Raw genomic sequence first — 17,899 nt, 5'->3', positions numbered from 1 at the left:
TCCCTTCCATGCGGCGCGTTGCACGCGTGACCGGCGCCTGGCGCACCCGCCTTGCATCTGTCGTGGGGGGCGCCGGCGTCGTGGTCGCGCCCTGGTGCACGGCGCTGGCGCAGGTGAGCACGGTGACCACGGCCACGCCCGCACTCTCGCCGGTGGGGCTGTGGCAGACGGCGGCGGCGGGGAGCGGCCCTGCCGCCGCCGCCAACACGCTCTCGCTGCGCATCAACAGCGGCGCCGTCCAATCGCTCCCGTCCATCGCCGACAACGCGCTCAACACCTTCCCGTCGCCGGTGAGCATCACCACGCAGTGGGATGTGTCGATGATCATCGGGTATGTCGACCTGGTCGGCTACTTCGCCACACCGACCGCGGCGCTCACCGGACCCGCCGCCACCCTCCCGTCGAGCCGCGTGCTGGGCCGCATGTCCACCGGGCGCGCAACGGCGTTCACCGGGTTCACCGGGAGCGCCGTGAACGGCGTCGGGACCGCGGGCGCGTCGTTGCACCTGTACCGCCAACTCATCATCGGCCCGTTCAACGGCGTCGGCCAGCGCACCGACAATCTCGAGTTGCAGCTGGACCTGCGCGGATTGCTGAACCTCGCCGCCGGGACGTACACCGGGACGCTGACGCTGCGCGCGATCGCGTACTGACCGCCATGTGCCCGCGCCGCTCCCCCGCCTGCGTCCTTGCCGCCCTCGGCGCGGTGCTCGCGGCCGCCGCGCCCCCCGCCGGTGCCCAGGTCTTCCAGCTGCAGGGCGGCGGGTCGTCGCTGTTCGAGGGCTACGGCGGGGTCGTGAACGTGTGGGGCAACGGCTACGAGGCGTCGTTAGGCGTGGGATACCTCGATGGTCTGCGCCTTGGCTGGTCGGCGCGTCGCCTCCTGTCTGGGCGCGACACCCTCCGCCTGGGCAACGATGCCCTTCCCTTCGTGCTCGAGACCGACGTGTTCGGTGGGGGGAGCGCCATCCTGGCCCAGGGCGCCTCGGTGCAACGGCGCCGCGGACGCACCACGCTGCAGGCCTTTGCCGGTGCGAGCGCCAACGCCGTCGCTGCCCCGTACTTCGCCTCCAACACCCCGTCGCGGGCGATGGCGTACCTGCGCACCACCTACGACATCCGCCGGTCGCTCTCCTTCGTTGGGCATGCCGTTGCCACCAACCGGCAGACGCTCCTCGGGTCGCTGCGCTGGACACCAGCGTTAGGCGTGACGACGAGCGCCACGGCGGGCGTCGGGAGCGACCGTCCCTACGGTGCCCTGTCGATCGACGCGCGCTCCAGCCGCCTCGACGTGAAGGGCGTCTATGCCGCCATGTCAGGCGGCTTCCGTCGCGCCTCGGCCCCGATGCCGCTGCAAAGCGAACTGGAACGCGAGAACGTCCTCGTCACCTGGCGAGCCACGCAGGCGCTCACCCTCTCCGCGGGACGCCAGCACTTCCGGCAGGACTCGGCCTTCCAGGGCCTCCCGCAACGTGCAACGCTCAACCAGGTCTCGGCCAATGCCCGACTCCTCGGCGCGACCATCTCCACCGGGCTCTTCTCGTCGCAGGCCGGAGGGGTGCGCAACCTGAGTTCGTCGTTCAGCGCGCGTCGCGACCTCACGACACGCCTGCAGGCCGAGTTGTACCTGCTGCAGGTGTGGCGCCCCACGCCGTCGCGCGTAACCACCCCGGTCCTCCTCCTGCGCGAAACCATCAACTCGCGGCTCTCGCTCCTGCAGGTCATCACGCGTGAGCACGGGCGAACGGCAGTGAGCGTTGGCGGTACCGTCGCGACAGGGCTCACGTCGCTCTCGCTCGACTACCAGGTGGCGCATTCGCCGTACCTGACACGCAATCCCTTCGTGCAGTCGATCGGCCTCAACGCGCGCGTGCAGCTTGGCAACTACGGCTTCACCGTCGGCAGCTTCGTCACGCCGGACGGCAAGGTGCACTACTCCGCGCAAGGCAGCACGTTCGTCTATCGCGGGATGGGCCATGCGATGGGGCCGCTGGCGGGGAATCCCGGGGGGCGTGTCGACCGTTTCGTGCTGAACGGACGCGTGGTGGATGAGGTGGGTGCCCCCGTGGAGGGCGCCGCGGTGGACGTGGGTGGGGAGGTCGTCTACACCGACTCGCGCGGGCGCTTCTTCGTGCGTCGCCCCGTGGGGAAGGCGCTCGCGCTACGCGTGGTGCTCGACGATTTCCTCGTGGCGGGAACGTTCGAGGTTGTGCAGGCGCCTCGCGCCGTGACGCCGGTCCGCGACGAGCGCGCCGCGCCAGTCACCATCGTCGTGCGTCGCGTCCCCATCGTTCGCTAGCAGCCGGCGCACGACGGGCGGCGCGCGGCGCGCTATCGCCGATCGGGGACAACCAGGGCGACGCTCCGCTCCACCTGCCCGCCAGCTGCATCGGCCGACGCGACGCGGAGTCGAATGCGCCATGTGCCCGCGTCGAGCGGCGCCCCTCCCAGCGACGCGAGGCGAACGCCGATCGTTCCATCGCTGGACCTCGGTGCGGCTGAGACCCAACCGTCACCCAAGGGAACGAACGAACCATCGGTGCCTCGCAGCGCGAGCGTGCCGTCGCCCCCTCCCGACTGCTCCAGCCGGGCGGTGACGAGCGATGCGCCCCACGGGGCCGCTGGCACGGGAATCCGGAAGTCCGCGACCGATTCTCCCACGCGCTCCGCGGTGACGGCGCCGCCCTCCGTAACGCCCATCGCACGCGGCGGTGCCGTGACGCGAAGCGTGACCGCCACCTCGCGCGAACGCACCCCCTGTGCGCCGGCCAATCGCGGCAGGATGAGCATCAACGCCAGCGTGCCTAACGCGACGAGCCACCAGCGCCGGGCGCCGTCCCATGCGGCGGTCCGCGCGCTGCGCCGCCCGCGCTGCTGAGGGGTCCGCGGCGGCACGCGTCGCCCGCGTACACCCGCAATGGGAATCCCGGCGCCTGGTCCCCCGCTCCACGATGCATGTCGGTCCATACCCCAGATTCTCGGTCGCGCAGGGGGTGGAACTTGACCGCGCCGCACGAGCGTGGGGAAGGCGGCCATTCGCGCTCCGTGGTTGGTTGGCGGGGGTCCCGACGCTCCTTACATTCCGGGTTCGCCACCCTGGGGCCGCATCGCTCCAGATGGTGCGCGCGCGGGGCGCCACGCGCCCGCCCGCCGCGCTGCGCCGGCGCTCCCACCAGAGGTTGCCATGCCCGACATCACCTGTTCCCGCTGCGGCCAGACGCGCGCCGGTTTCGAGCGTCCCCCATTTCCAGGCGCCATCGGTTCGCGCATCGTGGCCGAGACGTGCCAGACCTGCTGGGGCGACTGGCTCAAGCAGCAGACGATGCTCATCAATCACTACGGACTGAACGTGATGGACCCGCAGGCCCGCTCGTTCCTCACCAAGAACATGCAGGCCTTCCTGTTCAAGGCGGGACAGGGTGAGGACGTCGACACGACGAAGAAGGGAACCATCGAGTGGTAGCACGCAGTGCCGCGAGGCGCCTCGTGCGAGCTGCGGCGCATGGCCTGACGCGGTCGCTCTCGCGGTCGCTCGCGTGGTCGCCCTGGTGTTGGATGTTGCTGCTGGCGGGATGCGGAGGAGCGCAGGCGCCCACTCCAGCGCCGCGAACAGATAACCGCATGGCGGCACCGGCCGCCACACCGGCCGCCACACCGGCCCCCACACCGGCCGCCGCGACAGTCGCCACGACAGCCGCCGCGGCACCGACGCATGCGGCCGCAACGCCCGTCCCCGCCGCGAGCCCGGCTTCGCCAGCTGCGATTTCACTTCGCGCGCGCGAGGATACAGGGCTCGCCGCCACATCGCCACCGCAACGCCTCCCCGCGGAGCGCGCCGACCTCGCCTGGGCCGACTCGGTGATGTTCACCCTCCCGCTGCGCGACAAGGTCGCGCAGCTCGTGTGGCCGTGGATCCTCGGTGACTACGTCGCCGAATCCACGGCAGAATGGCGCCGGATCACCGCGCTGGTGACGGAGCAGCGCGTGGGTGGCATCATCGTCTCCGTGGGGTCGCCGACGGACGTTGCAGTGAAGCTCAACGCGCTACAGCGCCAGAGCGCACTCCCGCTGCTGGTCAGCGCGGACCTGGAGACGGGGGCGGGTTTCCGCTTCCGCGGTGCGTATTTCCTCCCCAATGCGATCGATCTCGGTGGTGCCACGACCTTCCCGTGGCAGATGGCGCTTGGCGCGATTGGCGACACGGCACTCGCCTACGACGTCGGACGCGTCACCGCCGAGGAGTCGCGCGCGCTGGGGATCCACGTGGCGTACGCCCCCGTTCTCGACGTCAACAACAACCCGGCCAACCCGGTCATCGGCTCGCGCTCGTTCAGCGAGGATGCGTCGCTTGCGGCGCGCCTGGGGGCGGCGATGGTGCGCGGGATCCAGGACCACGGGATGCTCGCGACCGGCAAGCACTTCCCCGGACACGGTGACACCGAGACCAACTCGCACCTGGCGCTGGCCGCCGTCACTGCATCGCGTGCGCGTCTGGATTCGGTCGAGCTGGTCCCGTTCAAGGCGGCGATCGCCTCCGGGATCGGCGCGATCATGACCTTCCACGGCTTCCTTCCGGCGCTCGACTCGACGCCCGTCCCCGCCACGCTCTCGCCCGTGGTGATGACGACATTGCTGCGCGGTGAACTCGGATTCGACGGGCTCCTCGTCTCCGACGCGATGGATATGGCGGGCGTGGTGCAGCGCTTCGGGGCCGCCGAAGCGGCGAAGCGCGCCATCGCGGCGGGGAACGACGTACTCCTGATGCCCGCCGACGTGGCCGGGGCAATCGACGCCGTGGTTGCCGGTGTCGCCGAGGGTCGCTACGACGAGCGGCGCATCGACGCGTCCGTTCGCCGCGTCCTCGCCCTCAAGCATCGCTTCGACTTGCCGAAGCGGCGCACGGTCGATGTCGATCGTATACGCGCGGTGGTCGGGACAGAGGCGAACCAGCGCGTGGCCGATGCAGTCGCGTCGCGGGCATTCGTCCTGGCGAAGGATTCGTTGCAGCTGGTACCGCTCCGCGCCCGCGTTCGCACGCGGCGCCCTCGCGTGCTCTCCGTGACGTACGCGCGTCGCAGTGACCTGGGCGCGGGGGTCGCCTTCAACAGCGAGATGCGTGGCGGTGGACAGGGGGTGCGCACCGCGTTCGTGAACGCGGACGACGCGGTCCCGGATTTCCGCGCGGTGCTGGCGCAGGCCAGGTCCGTGGACGTCGTCGTGCTGGGATCGTACGTGAACATCACCTCCGAGTCAGCGACTGCCAGCGCGCCGCGGGCCTTCGCCGATTTCGTCGCGCGGCTGCAGCGGCAGCGGGCCAAGGTGATTCTTGTCTCGTACGGCACGCCGTACCTGCTGATGCAAGCGCCGTCGGTCGGTACGTACGCGATTTCCTGGGGCGGGAGTGCGGCGTCGCAACGCGCGTCGGCGCGTGCGCTGCTGGGACACGCCGCCATCACGGCGCGGCTTCCGATCTCCATTCCGCCGTTGCTCCCGATCGGCGCAGGAGAACGGCGGGAACTCGCGCGTTGACTCGGCGCTCAGGCACTCGTACAATGCGCGACGCGTGCCGATGGCGTCGTGGAATGTTGGCCCCTTGACTTTAGTTTCGCATCGGCACTAATTCGCGCGATCATGCGCGACCGGATCTCCTCCGCATCCAGCCCGTCACCGCGCGCGCCGCGGCGACGCTCTCAGTTCTCCATCGAGGTTGTGCTCTTCACCCCGCGCGGCAAGCAGCTGGCGGTGTTGTGCGAGCGTGCCGGTGATCCGCGTGCGCGTGAGCGGTGGCAGCTGCCGGCGGGCTGGGTGGAGGGGGACGAAACGCTGGAGCGCGCGGCGCAACGCCTGGCCACAACCGCTGTCGGTGGCGAGCCGACCTGGATGGCGCAGGTCGGGGCGTTTGCCGACGGGTTGCCACATCCGGCCGATGCGGAGCTGAGCGTGGCGTTTGTCGCGGTGGTGCCGGCGTCGCGGCTCGAACGTGCAGGTGGCGATGCGGCCTGGTTCAGCATCACCGAACCACCCACGCTTCCGATCCGCCATCGGACCATGCTCGATGCCGCGGTCGCGGCGCTACGAGCGCGCGTGGACGACGCTCCCATCGCCTTTCGCCTCCTGCCGAAGCTGTTCACGCTCACCGAGTTGCAGGCGATGTACGAGCTGCTGCTCGGGCGTCGCCTGCACAAGGCGTCCTTTCGCCGTGCGCTGCAGGCCGCCGAGCTGGTCGAGGCCACCGAGGAATGGCGCAGCGAGGGGCGCGGACGTCCGGCGCAGTACTTCCAGTTTGCCGCACGGCGCCGACGGGAGGGACCGCGCGCCGTTCGCTTCGACCTGTTGTAGGCGCGCCGCTGAACCCGAACGCTCTGCGCACACTTCGCGCGGTAACGTGCCGATACTCCTGTACGGGACGGGATCGTCACACGGCGGTGATGCAGACGAGGCAGTTTCCTGACGTGCCGTTGCGGGAACTGGACTTGACCGTCCCTGGTATTAGTTGCAAAGTGTCAATTACACATCCTGCGCAGGAGAGCTCCCGTGCTCGCCTACCTCGAAGCCCTGTGTAACGCCCTGAAGGGGAGAGACGCGCTCGCGATTATCGCACTGCTTCGGCATCCGTTGGCCTCGGCGCTGCCGGCGCAGGTCGTGGATGAGGCTGAACGCATCGCTGCCGCGGGCTCCGGTACCGACTTCATAGCGCCGATTCACGCCTTCCGGCTGTATCATCAGACGGCGCATCTCCTGGGTGTGTGCACCGATCCAGCCACACGGCGCCGACCGGCGGGCCACACCCGCTCCACGGTGGCAGCCAACGCCGCAATGGACGACGCTGAGTCCGCGCCTCAGATCGAACTCGAGCTGCCGCTCCGCATCGCTGTCGCCTAGGCGGCGCCGTGACGGTAGCTGCGGGACAGAAGGCGAAAAGCTGACGGGCCCTCGCGGAATCGCGACGGCCCGTCTTTGCGTCTGCCAGCCGGGATGCCAGCCGGCACACGATTGAAGGTGCGCCGGAAGCCCGGCTTTCCCGAGCTAGAACTTCGCCGTGCCGTCTCCCCGCCAGCGCAGGAGGCCCTTGGCGATCGCCACGTTGTCCTGGGCGATGCGCAGGAGTTCACCGAAAACGCTCTGGCTGCTGCGCCCCTCGGCGCTGGCAATGACCGGCGGTTCGTGACCGTCGCGTCGCGTGGGATCGGTGCGGCGCTCCACCGTGATATGCGCGCGATGCGTCTCGGTCTCGTGCAGCGACGACTCCTCGGCCACATGGACGTAGCCGCCGCCGGGAAGCTCACGCTGATAGAGGATTCGCGAATCGTTCATCTGCACGTCTCGACAGGCCTCGACGACTACGGTTCTCGATCGACTGGATGGCTCCATCGCGCGGGCGGCCGTGCTCCCTCGAATGACTCGCCGCTTCATGGAGGACGATCCCGACGTTGCACCGGTCACCGCGTTGGGTGGCGGCTCGGGTGACATCCGGCACCACGAAGTACACGCGACCGACCGCAAAGTTGGGGCTGTCGGTGGTGGCGTGCTGAGACGTAGGTCGCAAAGAAAACGGTCCCGGTACGCATTGCGCACCGGGACCGCCACTCCGCGTCGAGGCTCAGGCCTTCAGGACGTCGGCGGCCTGCGGCCCCTTTTGTCCTTGAACGATCTCGAACTCGACCTTGTCTCCCTCCGCAAGGGACTTGAAGCCGGGCTGGTTGATCGCGCTGAAGTGCACAAACACATCAGGACCGCCCTCGCGCGAAATGAAGCCGAAGCCCTTCGCGTCGTTGAACCACTTGACCGTGCCAGTAATGCGTGCCATGGAACCGTTCCTCTTCCCCTGCGGGGTGAAACTGTGGAGCAGATCGGCAGGAACAACGCCCTCGCGTTCACACCTGCCGATCGGGATGCGGAAGCTGGCACCTCTGCCAAACCTCCCGCGAAAAAAACTCGCGCACTCGTCAGCGACCGAGTGCGCGAGCACGTGCGATCGACCTGCTATCTCTCAATCCCGACTAAGCTGCTCCCGCAATATAGCGGGCCGTCCGTCCGCACGCAGTACACGTCAATGTCACATGCGAGCGCGGAGCGGGCGGAAAGTGATCGGGAGACCTCTCGATGGAGCCACTGCACGACGGACAACTGAGGGGCTCACCTGTACGATCGCTGGCAATGAGATGCAGTGCCTGCGCCGGATTGTATGTCGCCGGCCGTGGCTTTCTCATGAGACCTCCTGGGCAGTAACGAGTCACGCGTGCGGTAGCGCCAATGCCGCCACCTTGAGGAAGCTAACCGCCAAAGGCTGCAAATCAAAGCCGCACATCTATTTGCAGCCCAGAGCGGCCAGCATGCCGCCAGAACACCACCCTCCGTCGCCCCAGCAGACCGCCCCCCAACGCCGACCCGTACCCGGAAGTTCCCGGATAGCAGCGTGAGCGTGGCCTGTCATAGCAACGCGCGCAGACTCGCAAGTGTTGTACGTATCCGCAGGAATTCGGTTCCACCGGAAATGATTCCCGAGACCGGTTACAGATGACATCGCTTTCGGGTCTCCGGGGACGTGGATCGGGTGACCGAGAAGGTCGAAACGAGGCTCGGGACTACTCCCAGCCGTGCGGCCGGCGCCAAAGTCGGCGCCCCACTCGCCACGGCCGCCGCTCGCTCACCTCCCCGTCGCCAAAGTGCTCATCCTCCGCCAACGATTCCGCGACATCGTTCCCCTTGGCCGAGGTCTCGTCGGCCCAGTGCAGGAGCTCCGCCTCCACCGTCATGGGCTGAACCGGGCTTCCAAACTCCAGGGAGCCGTGATGCGAGAGGATCAAGTGCAGCAGCTCGAGGCGCTGGGATGCGCCGATCTCGCCAAGCGGGACGTCGCGCAAACGCTCCTGCAGCATGAGGGCGCCCAGAACGACGTGTCCAAGCAGCGACCCTTCGGGCGTGTGGGCGAAGCCGGTCGGCGTGACGGCGTAAGCCCGCACCTTCCCTATGTCGTGCAGGAGCGACCCGACCACCACGAGATCCACGTTGGCGCGCATCACTCGAGCGGCGGTGCGCGCGATGGTCGCGACTTCGGTCACGTGCAGGAGTAGCCCGCCCACCGCTGCATGATGACCGGCGACCGACCCAGGTGTGCGCTCCAACTCGACTCGGAAGGCGTCGTCGCCATAGAACAGGTCGACGGCGCGCCGCAGCGCGTTGGAGCGAATCTCGGCGCGGGCGCGATCGACCCAGTCCCACAGCGATTCCGCGGGCATCGGGACGCGCGGAAGGAACTGCTCGGCGCGTACGAGGGCGTCGGGGATGACGCGCAGCGGGGCGGTGAGGCGGACTTGCCGCTTGCCGTGAAAGACGGCTACCTCGCCGATGGCTTGCACCACTTTCCCTTTCTCGGCACCGGCGGCCCAGTCGAGCTGGTTGTTCCAGATTGGCGCGGTGCCGAGCCGACCGGTCGCATTGCCCAGCGTGAGCAGGACGAACGGGTCCCCGTTGGCGAGGCGCTTCTCCTCGCGATCGATGATGAGGAACTCATGCTGCAGGCGGTCGCCCACGGCGGCGCGCGCGATGTCGAAGACGGAGGTAGCCATGCCGGTGCAGGGGAACGAGGGTGCCGGCGCAGGATCAGCCCAGGAAGACGATGTCGCCGTCTTCGTCGAGCCCCATCTCGGACTCGAGGCCGCAAATTCCGCAGACACGCTTCACCACCCATACCGCCAGCAGGGCCTTGAACTGCGCCTCGCTGGCGGGCCGCACCTGCACCTTCTTGTAGTTGTACTCGTGACAATGCGAGCAGTCGTGCGCGCGCGCGATGATCTCCGCGCGTTCTCTCGAGATCGGGTTCAAGCGCTCCTACGGGTTGGACGGATCGACGGGACCCGCACCGAGCGCGCGATGCGCCGACGCCGTGCCGGGCTTGGGTGCGGGCTCGCCGCCGCTCCTGGCGTTCAGCAGCTCGCGTAGCCCGCCTAACGCGCCCAGGACACCGGTCGCCTCGGCCGGGAGGAAGATGGTCGATCCCTTGCCCTGCGCGATGGACGGGAGCGCGTCGAGGTACTTCTGCCCCAGCAGGTAGGTGGACGCTTGTCCTTCGGGGAGCGACTCGGCCATCCGACGAATTGCCTCGGACTCGGCGTTGGCCATGGCGAGGCGTGCCTCCGCCTGCCCCTGCGCCCGCAGAACCGCGGCGTCCTTCTCGCCTTGTGCGCGCAGCACCTGCGCCTCGCGCACCCCTTCGGCCTCGAGGATTGCGGCGCGCTTCGTCGCCTCGGCGTTGGTCACCGCCGCGCGACGCTCGCGCTCGGCGCGCATCTGCAGCTCCATCGACTGCTGGATGTCGCGCGGCGGTTCGATCGACTGCAGCTCGACGCGAGTGACGTCGACCCCCCAGCCGATCGAAGCATCCTCGATGACTTCACGCATGCGCTTGTTGATGATGTCGCGCGACGTGAGCGTGGCGTCCAGCTCCATCTCGCCCACGATGTTGCGCAGCGTGGTCCGCGTGAGCGTCTCGAGGGCGTACGGGAGATTCTGCACCGAGTAGGTCGCCTTCTGCGGATCGGCGATGCGGTAGTACACCACGGCGTCGATGTCGATCGTCACGTTGTCCTTCGTGATGACGGGCTGCGACGGAAAGTTGAGGACTTGCTCGCGGAGGTCGATGCGGGCGGTGGCGCGCGACGTGATCTTCCGAACCCCACCGACGTCGCTCTCCAGATAGCGCACGTCGAGTTCCTTGGGACGTTCAAGGATCGGAATGAGGATGTTGAGTCCCGATCGCGCGACCCGGTGAAAGCGTCCCAGTCGCTCGATGACCATCACCTCGGCTTGGCCAATGATCTTGATGGACCGGAACAGGAGATAGGCGGCCGCTACGACGAAAATCAGCGGGACGTACTGCATGGCGTTCTCCGGTGGGAATCGGGTGCGTGGATGTTACGGGGGGCGGGGGGGAGAGTCGAGGGGCGCAGCGGTCGTCACGCGCTGAAGCGCCCAGCGCAAGGTGCCCAGCGTGCGCGCGCTTCGAGGAGCGGGCAAACGAAAGCGGGCCCTCATGTGCGAGGGCCCGAGCGTGTGGCGCGCCGATGCTCTACCGGCTCACCACGTCCAGTCGGCCATGTAGAGGTTGGTCTCGGTCGCCAGCCTGGAATGACGGTTGGAGGCCCAGAGCAGCTTCTTGCCGTCGGGCGAGAACATCGGGAATCCGTCGAAGACTGGGGTGAAGGTGACCTGCTCGACCTGGTCGCGCCCTGCCTTGGTGGCGTTGGCGTCGACGAGATAGAGGTCGAAGTTCCCGCTTCGTGGCGCGACGTGGTTGGTGGCGAAGATGATCTTCTTGCCATCTGGGGACCACGACGGGCCGAAGTTGGCGCCGCCCAGTGCGGTGACCTGCCGTTGGTCGCTGCCGTCGGCATTCATCACGAAGAGTTCGACGCGGCTGGGGCGAATCATCTTGCGTGCGAGCAACGCGCGGTAATCGGCGAGCTGCGCCGAGTCGGCCGGATGGTGGGCGCGATACACGATCTTGCTCCCGTCGGGCGACCACCATGGCCCGCCGTCATAGCCCGGCGTGTGCGTGAGGCGCTGCACGTTCGTGCCATCGACGTTCATCGTGTAGATCTCGAGATCGCCGTCCTTGAGCGACGTGAAGACGATGCGCTTGCCGTCGGGGGAAAGGACGCCCTCCGCCGTATACACGTCGTAGTTGGTGAGTCGCTTGAGCCCCGTGCCATCGCGGTTGACCGTGTAGATGTCGAACGGGTCGAGCGGCCAGACATAGCCGGCGGACGGATCGGGTTTGGGGGGACAGAGCGAGTCGTGCGCGTGCGATGATCCGAAGAAGAGGCGTTTGCCGTCGGGGAGGAACCACCCGCACGTCGTCTTGCCGTTGCCATTCGAGACGCGCTTCACGTCGGAACCGTCGGCACGCATGACGTACTGCTGGTCGCAGGTGCGCCCGTCGCGCGAGGACTGGAAGGTGATCCACTTTCCGTCGCGACTGAAGTACGCCTCGGCGTTCTCGCCGCCGTCGGTGAGCTGGCGGATGTTGGAGAGATGACGTTCGCCCGCTGCGGGCAGAACGGTCTCGTTAGGGGCGCTGGTGTGGGCGGGGGCCGCGCTGCCGGACGCACCGCCGGAAGCCGTACCGCCGCGCGCGCAGGCGCCGGCGACCATGAGCGTCATGGCCGCAACGAAGGGTTTGAATCGAGTCATGACGGCTGAATCTATTGGCGCTTCAACTGATAGTCGACGGCGGCGGACTCGCACTGCGCGAGTCCGCCGCCGTCTTTCCAGGAGACCCGCGAACGACGCTGCTACTTGCGCGAGAACTGCGGGGCGAGTGCGAAGAGATCCTTCTGGTTCTGCCCCTTGCGCAGGATCTCCAGCGCCTTCTGGAGTTGGACATCGTCGTCGAGCGAGCGACGGCGCGCGGTGGAATCGCCAAAGGCGAGGCGTGCGACGCGCTGCTCGAGCATGCGATCGATCTGCGTCTGCGCGCCGTCGAACAGCTTGCGATCGACCGTCACTCCCTTCTTCGCCAGGCGGTTGTACAGTTCGTCGCGCCACGAAGGCGAAACGGTGAAGTTCGGGTCTCCCTTCACCTGCTCCTTCAGTTCCATCGCGTAATCGTACGTCGTGACATAGACGTCCTGAGACTTGGACGCGGTGGCGCGCAGGAACGACTGTTCGGCCGACGTGAACGTGTCGGGGCGGACGATCACATCGGGGGTGATGGCGCCGCCACCGTACACCACGCGTCCCGCATCGGACTTGTAGGTCGGGCGCGCCTTTCGTGCCGAATCGCTCTCCAGCGAGTCGGGGTGCACCTCGATGAACTGCCCGTCGGGGGTGAGCTTGCGCTCCTTCTGGATGGTGCGCCCGCTGGGCGTGTACCACTTGCCGGTCGTGATCTTGAGTGCGTAGCCGCCATCGAGCTGGAAGAGCGTCTGGACGAGCCCCTTCCCGAACGAGGTCGTGCCAAGGATGAGCGCGCGGTCGTGGTCCTGCAGGGCACCGGCAACAATCTCCGACGCCGAGGCGGTGTACTGGTCGGTGAGGATGACGAGCGGCACGTCTGGCGCCACGGGCTTCTCGCGCGCTGTATATGCCTGGTTCTCCTGGTTGCGCCCGCGCACCGATGCCAACTCCGTCCCTTGCGGCAGGAAGAGGTTGGAGATGGCGAGCGACTGCTCGAGGAAGCCGCCGCCGTTGCCGCGCAGGTCGAGGACCAACCCCTTGGCACCATCCTGCGTGACGAGCTTGCGCACCGCCGCCGCCACTTCCTGCGTGGACGACTCGTTGAAGCCCTGCAGTGGGATGTAGCCGATCTTCTCAAAGGTGATGGCGTACGGCACGGCCGGGACGCGGATCACGGCGCGCGTGAACGTCGACTTGATGGGCTCGGCGACGCCGGGGCGCGCGAACGAGACCGAGACCTTGGAACCCGGCGTGCCGCGCAGCGAATCGGCGATGCGGGTCGACGACCAGCCGCGCGTGGTCAGCGTGTCGATGGCGACGATCATGTCGCCCTCGCGCGCGCCGGCCGCCTCGGCGGGGGTGTGCGGGAAGACCTTCGAGACGACGACGCCCTTGTTAGGCTGCTCCTCGATCTGCAGCCCCAAACCGCCGTAACGTCCGGCCGTGGTCGTGTTGAACTGCGTGAGTTGGCGCGGCGAGAAGAGCTCGGAGTACGGGTCCTGCAACTGCGAGACGAGGCCGCGCGCGGCCTTCTCGTACAGGAGCGCCGTGTCCACCGAGTCCACGTACCGGCTCTCGACCAGGTCCAGGACCTGTCCGAAGAGGCGCCCCCCATCGAGCGATGCGCGCTCCTGCACGACGAACGCTCCAGCCGCGAGCGGGATGAGCACGGCGCCGAGGATGGCGAGCTTTTTCTTCATGAGTGGACGAGTTGTCAAGAAGTCGGGAAGCTTGCCCCAGCGACGGCTGGGGACGGGAAGACGAGAACGCCCGCCCTCCTATTTACCTGCTGATGCCCCGGTTGGGTTCCGTTGGAGTTGCGCTCCGGGGTGCGTACACGGACTGATGCCTGCACTACGCGTCACTGGTCGCGCTCGCTCGGGACGAGAGGCCGCGACCGGCGCGCGCCGACTGTCACGTGGGACGAACGGCGAGCACGTAGTCGACGAACCACTGTTTCCTGATCTGGTGCACCTTGGCATCGCGCACGATTCCCGCCGTTTGCAGCATCTCGTGCGCGGGTTGGAGGACGCGTTGCAGGTGCGACGGATAGCGTTGCACGAGCGGAACCTGCTCGGCCAGCGCCTCCAGCTCGATGCGCCATGTGACGGTATCGTCGGCGCGGGCGACCTCGAGGAGGCGATAGAGACGGCGCGCCACTGGCGACGACAGCCCTTGGTAGAGCTGCGGTGAGAGCGTGGTGGTGTGCCCCTCCTGAATGTTGGCGCGCAGGAGCGGGGAGAGCGTGACCCGCGCATCGCCGGGTTCGGAGGCGGTGAAGGTGGGGAAGAGGGCAAGCTGCTCACGATCGGCGGTGCGGCGCCGATCGATCGAGACGGCCGAGAGGATGGAGAAGCGCCCTTCGAGCGCGGCGCCGGTGGTGGCGCTCCAGTACGCCCCGTACGACTCGAGCGATGTACGCTCCAGCCGGTTGAGCGCGGCGCGGAGCTGCTCGTACGTCCTGCCGTCGGCGCGGCGGCCGATGGAGCGGAGGAAGGCGTGCAGCGTGAAGGTGATGGCGCCGTCGGCCGGCGCGAGCGCATCGAGATAGCGTCGGCAGATCTCGACGTAGACGTCCTGGTCGAAGGTTCCCGGGAGGCGATCGCCGGGCGACGGGAGGACGCGCCATCGCCCACCAGCCGGCGGGGTGTACAGGATGGTCGTCTCTTCGGCCGAGTCGCTGAGGCGGAAGAGAGGGAGCGCCTCGAGGGCGCGATCGAGGAAGACGGCACGCCCAGGGGGACGCCGCGGATGCGACGGGCGCGGAGAGTGGTGGAAGGCGGGGTCCCCTGGCACGGCGTCCTAACGAGTGATGGTTTCGGGAGAGTGTGCGGTGTGGCGTCGGTGCATGGTGCTTCGCGGATCGGTCATCCCAGCTTCACGAGCTGTCCGGTGACCGGACCGGCAGCGGGCGAGCAGAGAGAGGTCACCCAGTCGGCCACGGTCTCGCGCTCGACATACGACGCGGTGGCGCCCATCGCGGCAATGTTGGCGTCGGTGCGAATGGCGGTTGGTGCGAGTGCGTTGGCGCGCACGCCGCGCGCGCGCTCCTCGGCGGCGACGGCGCGCATGAGCGCCGCGACGCCGGCCTTGGCCGCGCCATACGCGGCGATTCCCTCGACCGAACCGCCAGGAGCAACGGCAGCCGAGGCGAAGTAAACGATGCTGCCGCGCGCGGTCCGCAGCGCGGGGAGGAAGGCGCGTGTGGTGGCGTACGCGGTCGCGAGGTTGACGGCGAGCATGCGCTCCCACTGGGCGGGGGCACTCTCGCCCACCGGTCCGAGGGCGCTGAATCCGCCGGCGAGGCAGACGAGTGCGGTGGCCCCGCCGGGGTGGCGCGTCGCCAGCTGCGCCGCCACCGTGCCTAACGAGACATGATCGGTGAGGTCGCACCCCCAGGCGGTGGCCGAGATGCCCACGGCGCGCAGCTCGGCGGCCCGGGCTTCTGCCTCGAGCGCGTCGCGGTCGAGGAGCGCGAGGGCGGCCCCGCGCTCGCCGAAGGCGCGCGCGACCGCCTCGCCCACCTGCCCGCGACGGGCAACGCCGGTGAGGACGGCCAGGCGGCCGTCGAAACGGTAGTCGACGCGAAGCGGGAGCGGCGACGTCACCGCGCCTCCACCCTGCCTAACGCAATGCGCACCGCCTCGCGCATGGCCACGATGGCGTCCTCGCGGGCGACGGCCGAGTCGTCGCGCAGGTGCAACTCGACGCCGTCGGCCACCGGGACACGGCGCCACGACACCACGGGGTCGGCGTCGTGACGCGCCGCCTGCTGCACGCCGACCATGAGCACGGCGGCCAGCGACTGCGCCACGCGGCGCTCCAGCGCGTCGCCCGTGACCTCGCGCATGTCGCGGCGAATGGTGTCGAGCGACATCCCCTCGCGCTGGCGCATCTTGATGGCCAGCAGCTGCAAGAAATGCCGGTAGTTGTACGTCGCCGAGGTGCCGAGCCCCTCGGGGCGATCCATCAGCTTGTTGGCGACGTAGAACCGCACCGCGCGCGCCGATGGTGCCGCGCGCGCCGATGCATTCGTGGGTCGCACCCCCGCCGCGTCGACGAGCGAGGCGACATGGGCTGCGAGCCCGCGGGCATTCCACGGGGCTTGGCGCGCATGCGCGCGCAGTAACGCGACAGGAGACTCCGCCATGGGCGAAGATTACCCCGGGTCCCGGCACCGGCGCCAGCACGACGCCACTCCTTGCCTGCCATCACGAGTGCAACGCCGGCCGAGCGCGCGCGATGCACACAAACCGCGAAAGGTGTCGCCGATGCCGCGTCAACGCGGCGGGTTTCCGTCGGCCTCGATCGATGCGGCGTTGGGAACGATCGACGACGGGATACCGTGCCGGGCGGCGACCGTGGCGATGGTCTCGAGGTCGACCGGCTTCTCGAGGAAGTACGTGGCGCCGAGCCGCTCGGAGGCGAGGCGATTGTCCTGGTCGGGATACGCGGTGAGCGCGATGACGACCGCCTCGGGTGAAAGGAGTCCCGCGGCCGCCATGACCTGGAGCCCGCCATCACGCTTTCGGCCCAGCCGGATGTCGCTCAGGATCAGCTGATACGGCTCCACGGCCAGCGCCTGCTTGGCCTCGTCGAGCGTTGCGGCGCTCGTCACGCGGGTGCCATCGACCTCAAAGAGCTCGGCGAGATTCTCGAGGACGCTGGGCTCGTCTTCGACAATGAGAACGCGGCGGGGCATGAGGGAGAGGCGGGAGGACGAGGAGATGGGAGGACGGGGGGGCGTCGGCGTTTTTTTCGCGCAGTGTAAGACTCTGATGGGGCCGGCGCGGTTCCAAGGCACAACGCGGGGCGCATCGACGATCGATGCGCCCCGCGCGCGAGAGCGTCGGTAGCGAACTACCGCTTCTTGCTCTTCGACGCTCCCTTTTTGGGAGCGGCTTTCTTGGCCCCCTTCTTGGCGGCGGCTTTCACGACCTTCTTGGCTGGCGCCGGCTTCCGGGCTGCTCCTTTCTTGGCAGCGGCCTTTTTTGGCGCGGGCTTCGCGCCCTTGCTGGCGACCTTCTTTGGCGCGGCTTTCTTGGCCGCCGCCTTCTTGGTGGGGGCCTTCTTGGCTGCCTTTGCAGGCGCGGCCTTGGCCGGCTTGGCCGCCTTCGACGGAGCCTTGGCGGGCGGCTTGGCGGGCGCCTTTGCTGCCGCCTTAGCCGGTGCCGCGGCCTTCTTGGGTGCGGCGGCTGTCTTTGGCTCCTGCTTGGCTGGGGCGGGGACGGCCTTCTCGGCGCTGGCGGGCGCACCCTTTTTGGCGGGCGCGGGCTTCGCGCCCTTTGCCGGTTCGGCGGCAGCAGATGCGGCGGGGGCGCTTTCGGCGATGGGTGGTGGCGGGGGGGCAGGGGGCTTGGGCTTCGGCGGACGGCCACGGCGAGCCGGTGCTCCGAAGACCACTTCCTCCTCCTCCTCGACCTCGACTTCGTCCTCGACGTCGTCGTCGCTCAGCACATCCGCGTCTTCCTCGTCCTCGAGCGCGGCTTCCTCGGGCTCGTCCCACAACCCGCCGTCGCGAGAGGAAGATCCGCCCCAACCATCATCATCATCGTCATCATCGTCAAACGACGACGAGCCGCCGTACCCGATATCGTCCTCGTCGTCGTCAGAGAACTTCAGCGTCTCGTCCCACGCCTCGCCACGCGGCATGAATGCCTCCTGCTATGTAGTGATCGACGGTCCATGTGCCATCGGCGGGCGGGCCTCGTGCAGCGACGGT

Annotated in this window: 19 protein-coding genes; 6 read left to right on the top strand and 13 right to left on the bottom strand. The window is 68.4% G+C overall.

Features of this window, described 5'->3' with window-relative positions; genetic code table 11:
* The first annotated feature begins 8 nt into the window (after positions 1–8).
* Both IT359_04590 and IT359_04585 read left to right on the top strand, forming a co-directional pair.
* Complete coding sequence (locus tag IT359_04590) at positions 9–653, top strand: hypothetical protein (protein ID MCC6928254.1); 645 nt, start codon at positions 9–11, stop codon at positions 651–653.
* A 5-nt stretch (positions 654–658) separates the two neighbouring features.
* The gene (locus IT359_04585) at positions 659–2,299 is read left to right on the top strand and encodes a hypothetical protein (GenBank protein ID MCC6928253.1); all 1,641 of its coding nucleotides are present in this window, start codon (positions 659–661) and stop codon (positions 2,297–2,299) included.
* A 32-nt stretch (positions 2,300–2,331) separates the two neighbouring features.
* Here IT359_04585 and IT359_04580 read toward each other — a convergent pair whose 3' ends face one another.
* Positions 2,332–2,895: a hypothetical protein gene (locus IT359_04580; protein MCC6928252.1), complete on the bottom strand. Its 564-nt coding sequence runs from the start codon at positions 2,893–2,895 to the stop codon at positions 2,332–2,334.
* A 289-nt stretch (positions 2,896–3,184) separates the two neighbouring features.
* On the opposite strand from IT359_04580, the gene IT359_04575 reads away from it, so the two are divergent.
* The 4 genes from IT359_04575 to IT359_04560 all read left to right on the top strand — a co-directional run bounded on the left by IT359_04575 (position 3,185) and on the right by IT359_04560 (position 6,882).
* Entirely contained in the window at positions 3,185–3,463 is a 279-nt protein-coding gene (locus IT359_04575; GenBank protein ID MCC6928251.1) for an oxidative damage protection protein, read from the top strand.
* Positions 3,464–3,621: 158 nt separating this feature from the next.
* Positions 3,622–5,529 (top strand): hypothetical protein, encoded by a 1,908-nt coding sequence (locus IT359_04570; GenBank protein MCC6928250.1) that lies wholly within the window; start codon positions 3,622–3,624, stop codon positions 5,527–5,529.
* 180 nt (positions 5,530–5,709) lie between these two features.
* Positions 5,710–6,339 (top strand): NUDIX domain-containing protein, encoded by a 630-nt coding sequence (locus tag IT359_04565; GenBank protein ID MCC6928249.1) that lies wholly within the window; start codon positions 5,710–5,712, stop codon positions 6,337–6,339.
* 195 nt (positions 6,340–6,534) lie between these two features.
* A complete protein-coding gene (locus IT359_04560) occupies positions 6,535–6,882 on the top strand; it encodes a hypothetical protein (protein ID MCC6928248.1) in 348 nt (115 codons plus the stop codon).
* A 144-nt stretch (positions 6,883–7,026) separates the two neighbouring features.
* Here IT359_04560 and IT359_04555 read toward each other — a convergent pair whose 3' ends face one another.
* The 12 genes from IT359_04555 to IT359_04500 all read right to left on the bottom strand — a co-directional run bounded on the left by IT359_04555 (position 7,027) and on the right by IT359_04500 (position 17,829).
* Positions 7,027–7,314, bottom strand: coding sequence for a hypothetical protein (locus IT359_04555; GenBank protein ID MCC6928247.1), 288 nt, complete (start codon positions 7,312–7,314; stop codon positions 7,027–7,029).
* A 286-nt stretch (positions 7,315–7,600) separates the two neighbouring features.
* On the bottom strand, positions 7,601–7,807 hold the full coding sequence (locus IT359_04550; GenBank protein MCC6928246.1) for a cold-shock protein: 207 nt from the start codon (positions 7,805–7,807) through the stop codon (positions 7,601–7,603).
* A gap of 778 nt (positions 7,808–8,585) precedes the next feature.
* Entirely contained in the window at positions 8,586–9,569 is a 984-nt protein-coding gene (locus tag IT359_04545; protein MCC6928245.1) for an HD domain-containing protein, read from the bottom strand.
* 34 nt (positions 9,570–9,603) lie between these two features.
* A complete protein-coding gene (locus IT359_04540) occupies positions 9,604–9,825 on the bottom strand; it encodes a hypothetical protein (protein MCC6928244.1) in 222 nt (73 codons plus the stop codon).
* Positions 9,826–9,831: 6 nt separating this feature from the next.
* Positions 9,832–10,881 carry an SPFH/Band 7/PHB domain protein gene (locus IT359_04535; GenBank protein ID MCC6928243.1) on the bottom strand — a complete coding sequence of 350 codons (1,050 nt, stop codon included), beginning with the start codon at positions 10,879–10,881 and terminating at the stop codon, positions 9,832–9,834.
* 195 nt (positions 10,882–11,076) lie between these two features.
* Complete coding sequence (locus IT359_04530) at positions 11,077–12,192, bottom strand: PD40 domain-containing protein (protein ID MCC6928242.1); 1,116 nt, start codon at positions 12,190–12,192, stop codon at positions 11,077–11,079.
* A 101-nt stretch (positions 12,193–12,293) separates the two neighbouring features.
* Positions 12,294–13,877, bottom strand: a complete 1,584-nt coding sequence (locus IT359_04525) for a S41 family peptidase (GenBank protein MCC6928241.1) — start codon at positions 13,875–13,877, stop codon at positions 12,294–12,296.
* 214 nt (positions 13,878–14,091) lie between these two features.
* Positions 14,092–14,973, bottom strand: coding sequence for a replication initiator protein A (locus IT359_04520; protein MCC6928240.1), 882 nt, complete (start codon positions 14,971–14,973; stop codon positions 14,092–14,094).
* A 71-nt stretch (positions 14,974–15,044) separates the two neighbouring features.
* Entirely contained in the window at positions 15,045–15,785 is a 741-nt protein-coding gene (locus tag IT359_04515) for an SDR family oxidoreductase (protein ID MCC6928239.1), read from the bottom strand.
* On the bottom strand, positions 15,782–16,222 hold the full coding sequence (locus IT359_04510; protein ID MCC6928238.1) for a hypothetical protein: 441 nt from the start codon (positions 16,220–16,222) through the stop codon (positions 15,782–15,784). Before IT359_04510 ends, IT359_04515 begins: the two co-directional genes overlap by 4 nt.
* Before the next feature lie 234 nt (positions 16,223–16,456).
* Complete coding sequence (locus tag IT359_04505) at positions 16,457–16,879, bottom strand: response regulator (protein ID MCC6928237.1); 423 nt, start codon at positions 16,877–16,879, stop codon at positions 16,457–16,459.
* 158 nt (positions 16,880–17,037) lie between these two features.
* A complete protein-coding gene (locus IT359_04500; GenBank protein MCC6928236.1) occupies positions 17,038–17,829 on the bottom strand; it encodes a hypothetical protein in 792 nt (263 codons plus the stop codon).
* Positions 17,830–17,899: the final 70 nt, after the last annotated feature.

The organism is Gemmatimonadaceae bacterium, assembly GCA_020852815.1.
In the GTDB taxonomy this organism is placed as follows: Bacteria; Gemmatimonadota; Gemmatimonadetes; order Gemmatimonadales; family Gemmatimonadaceae; genus SCN-70-22.
This window is presented reverse-complemented; position numbering and strand designations above follow the sequence as displayed.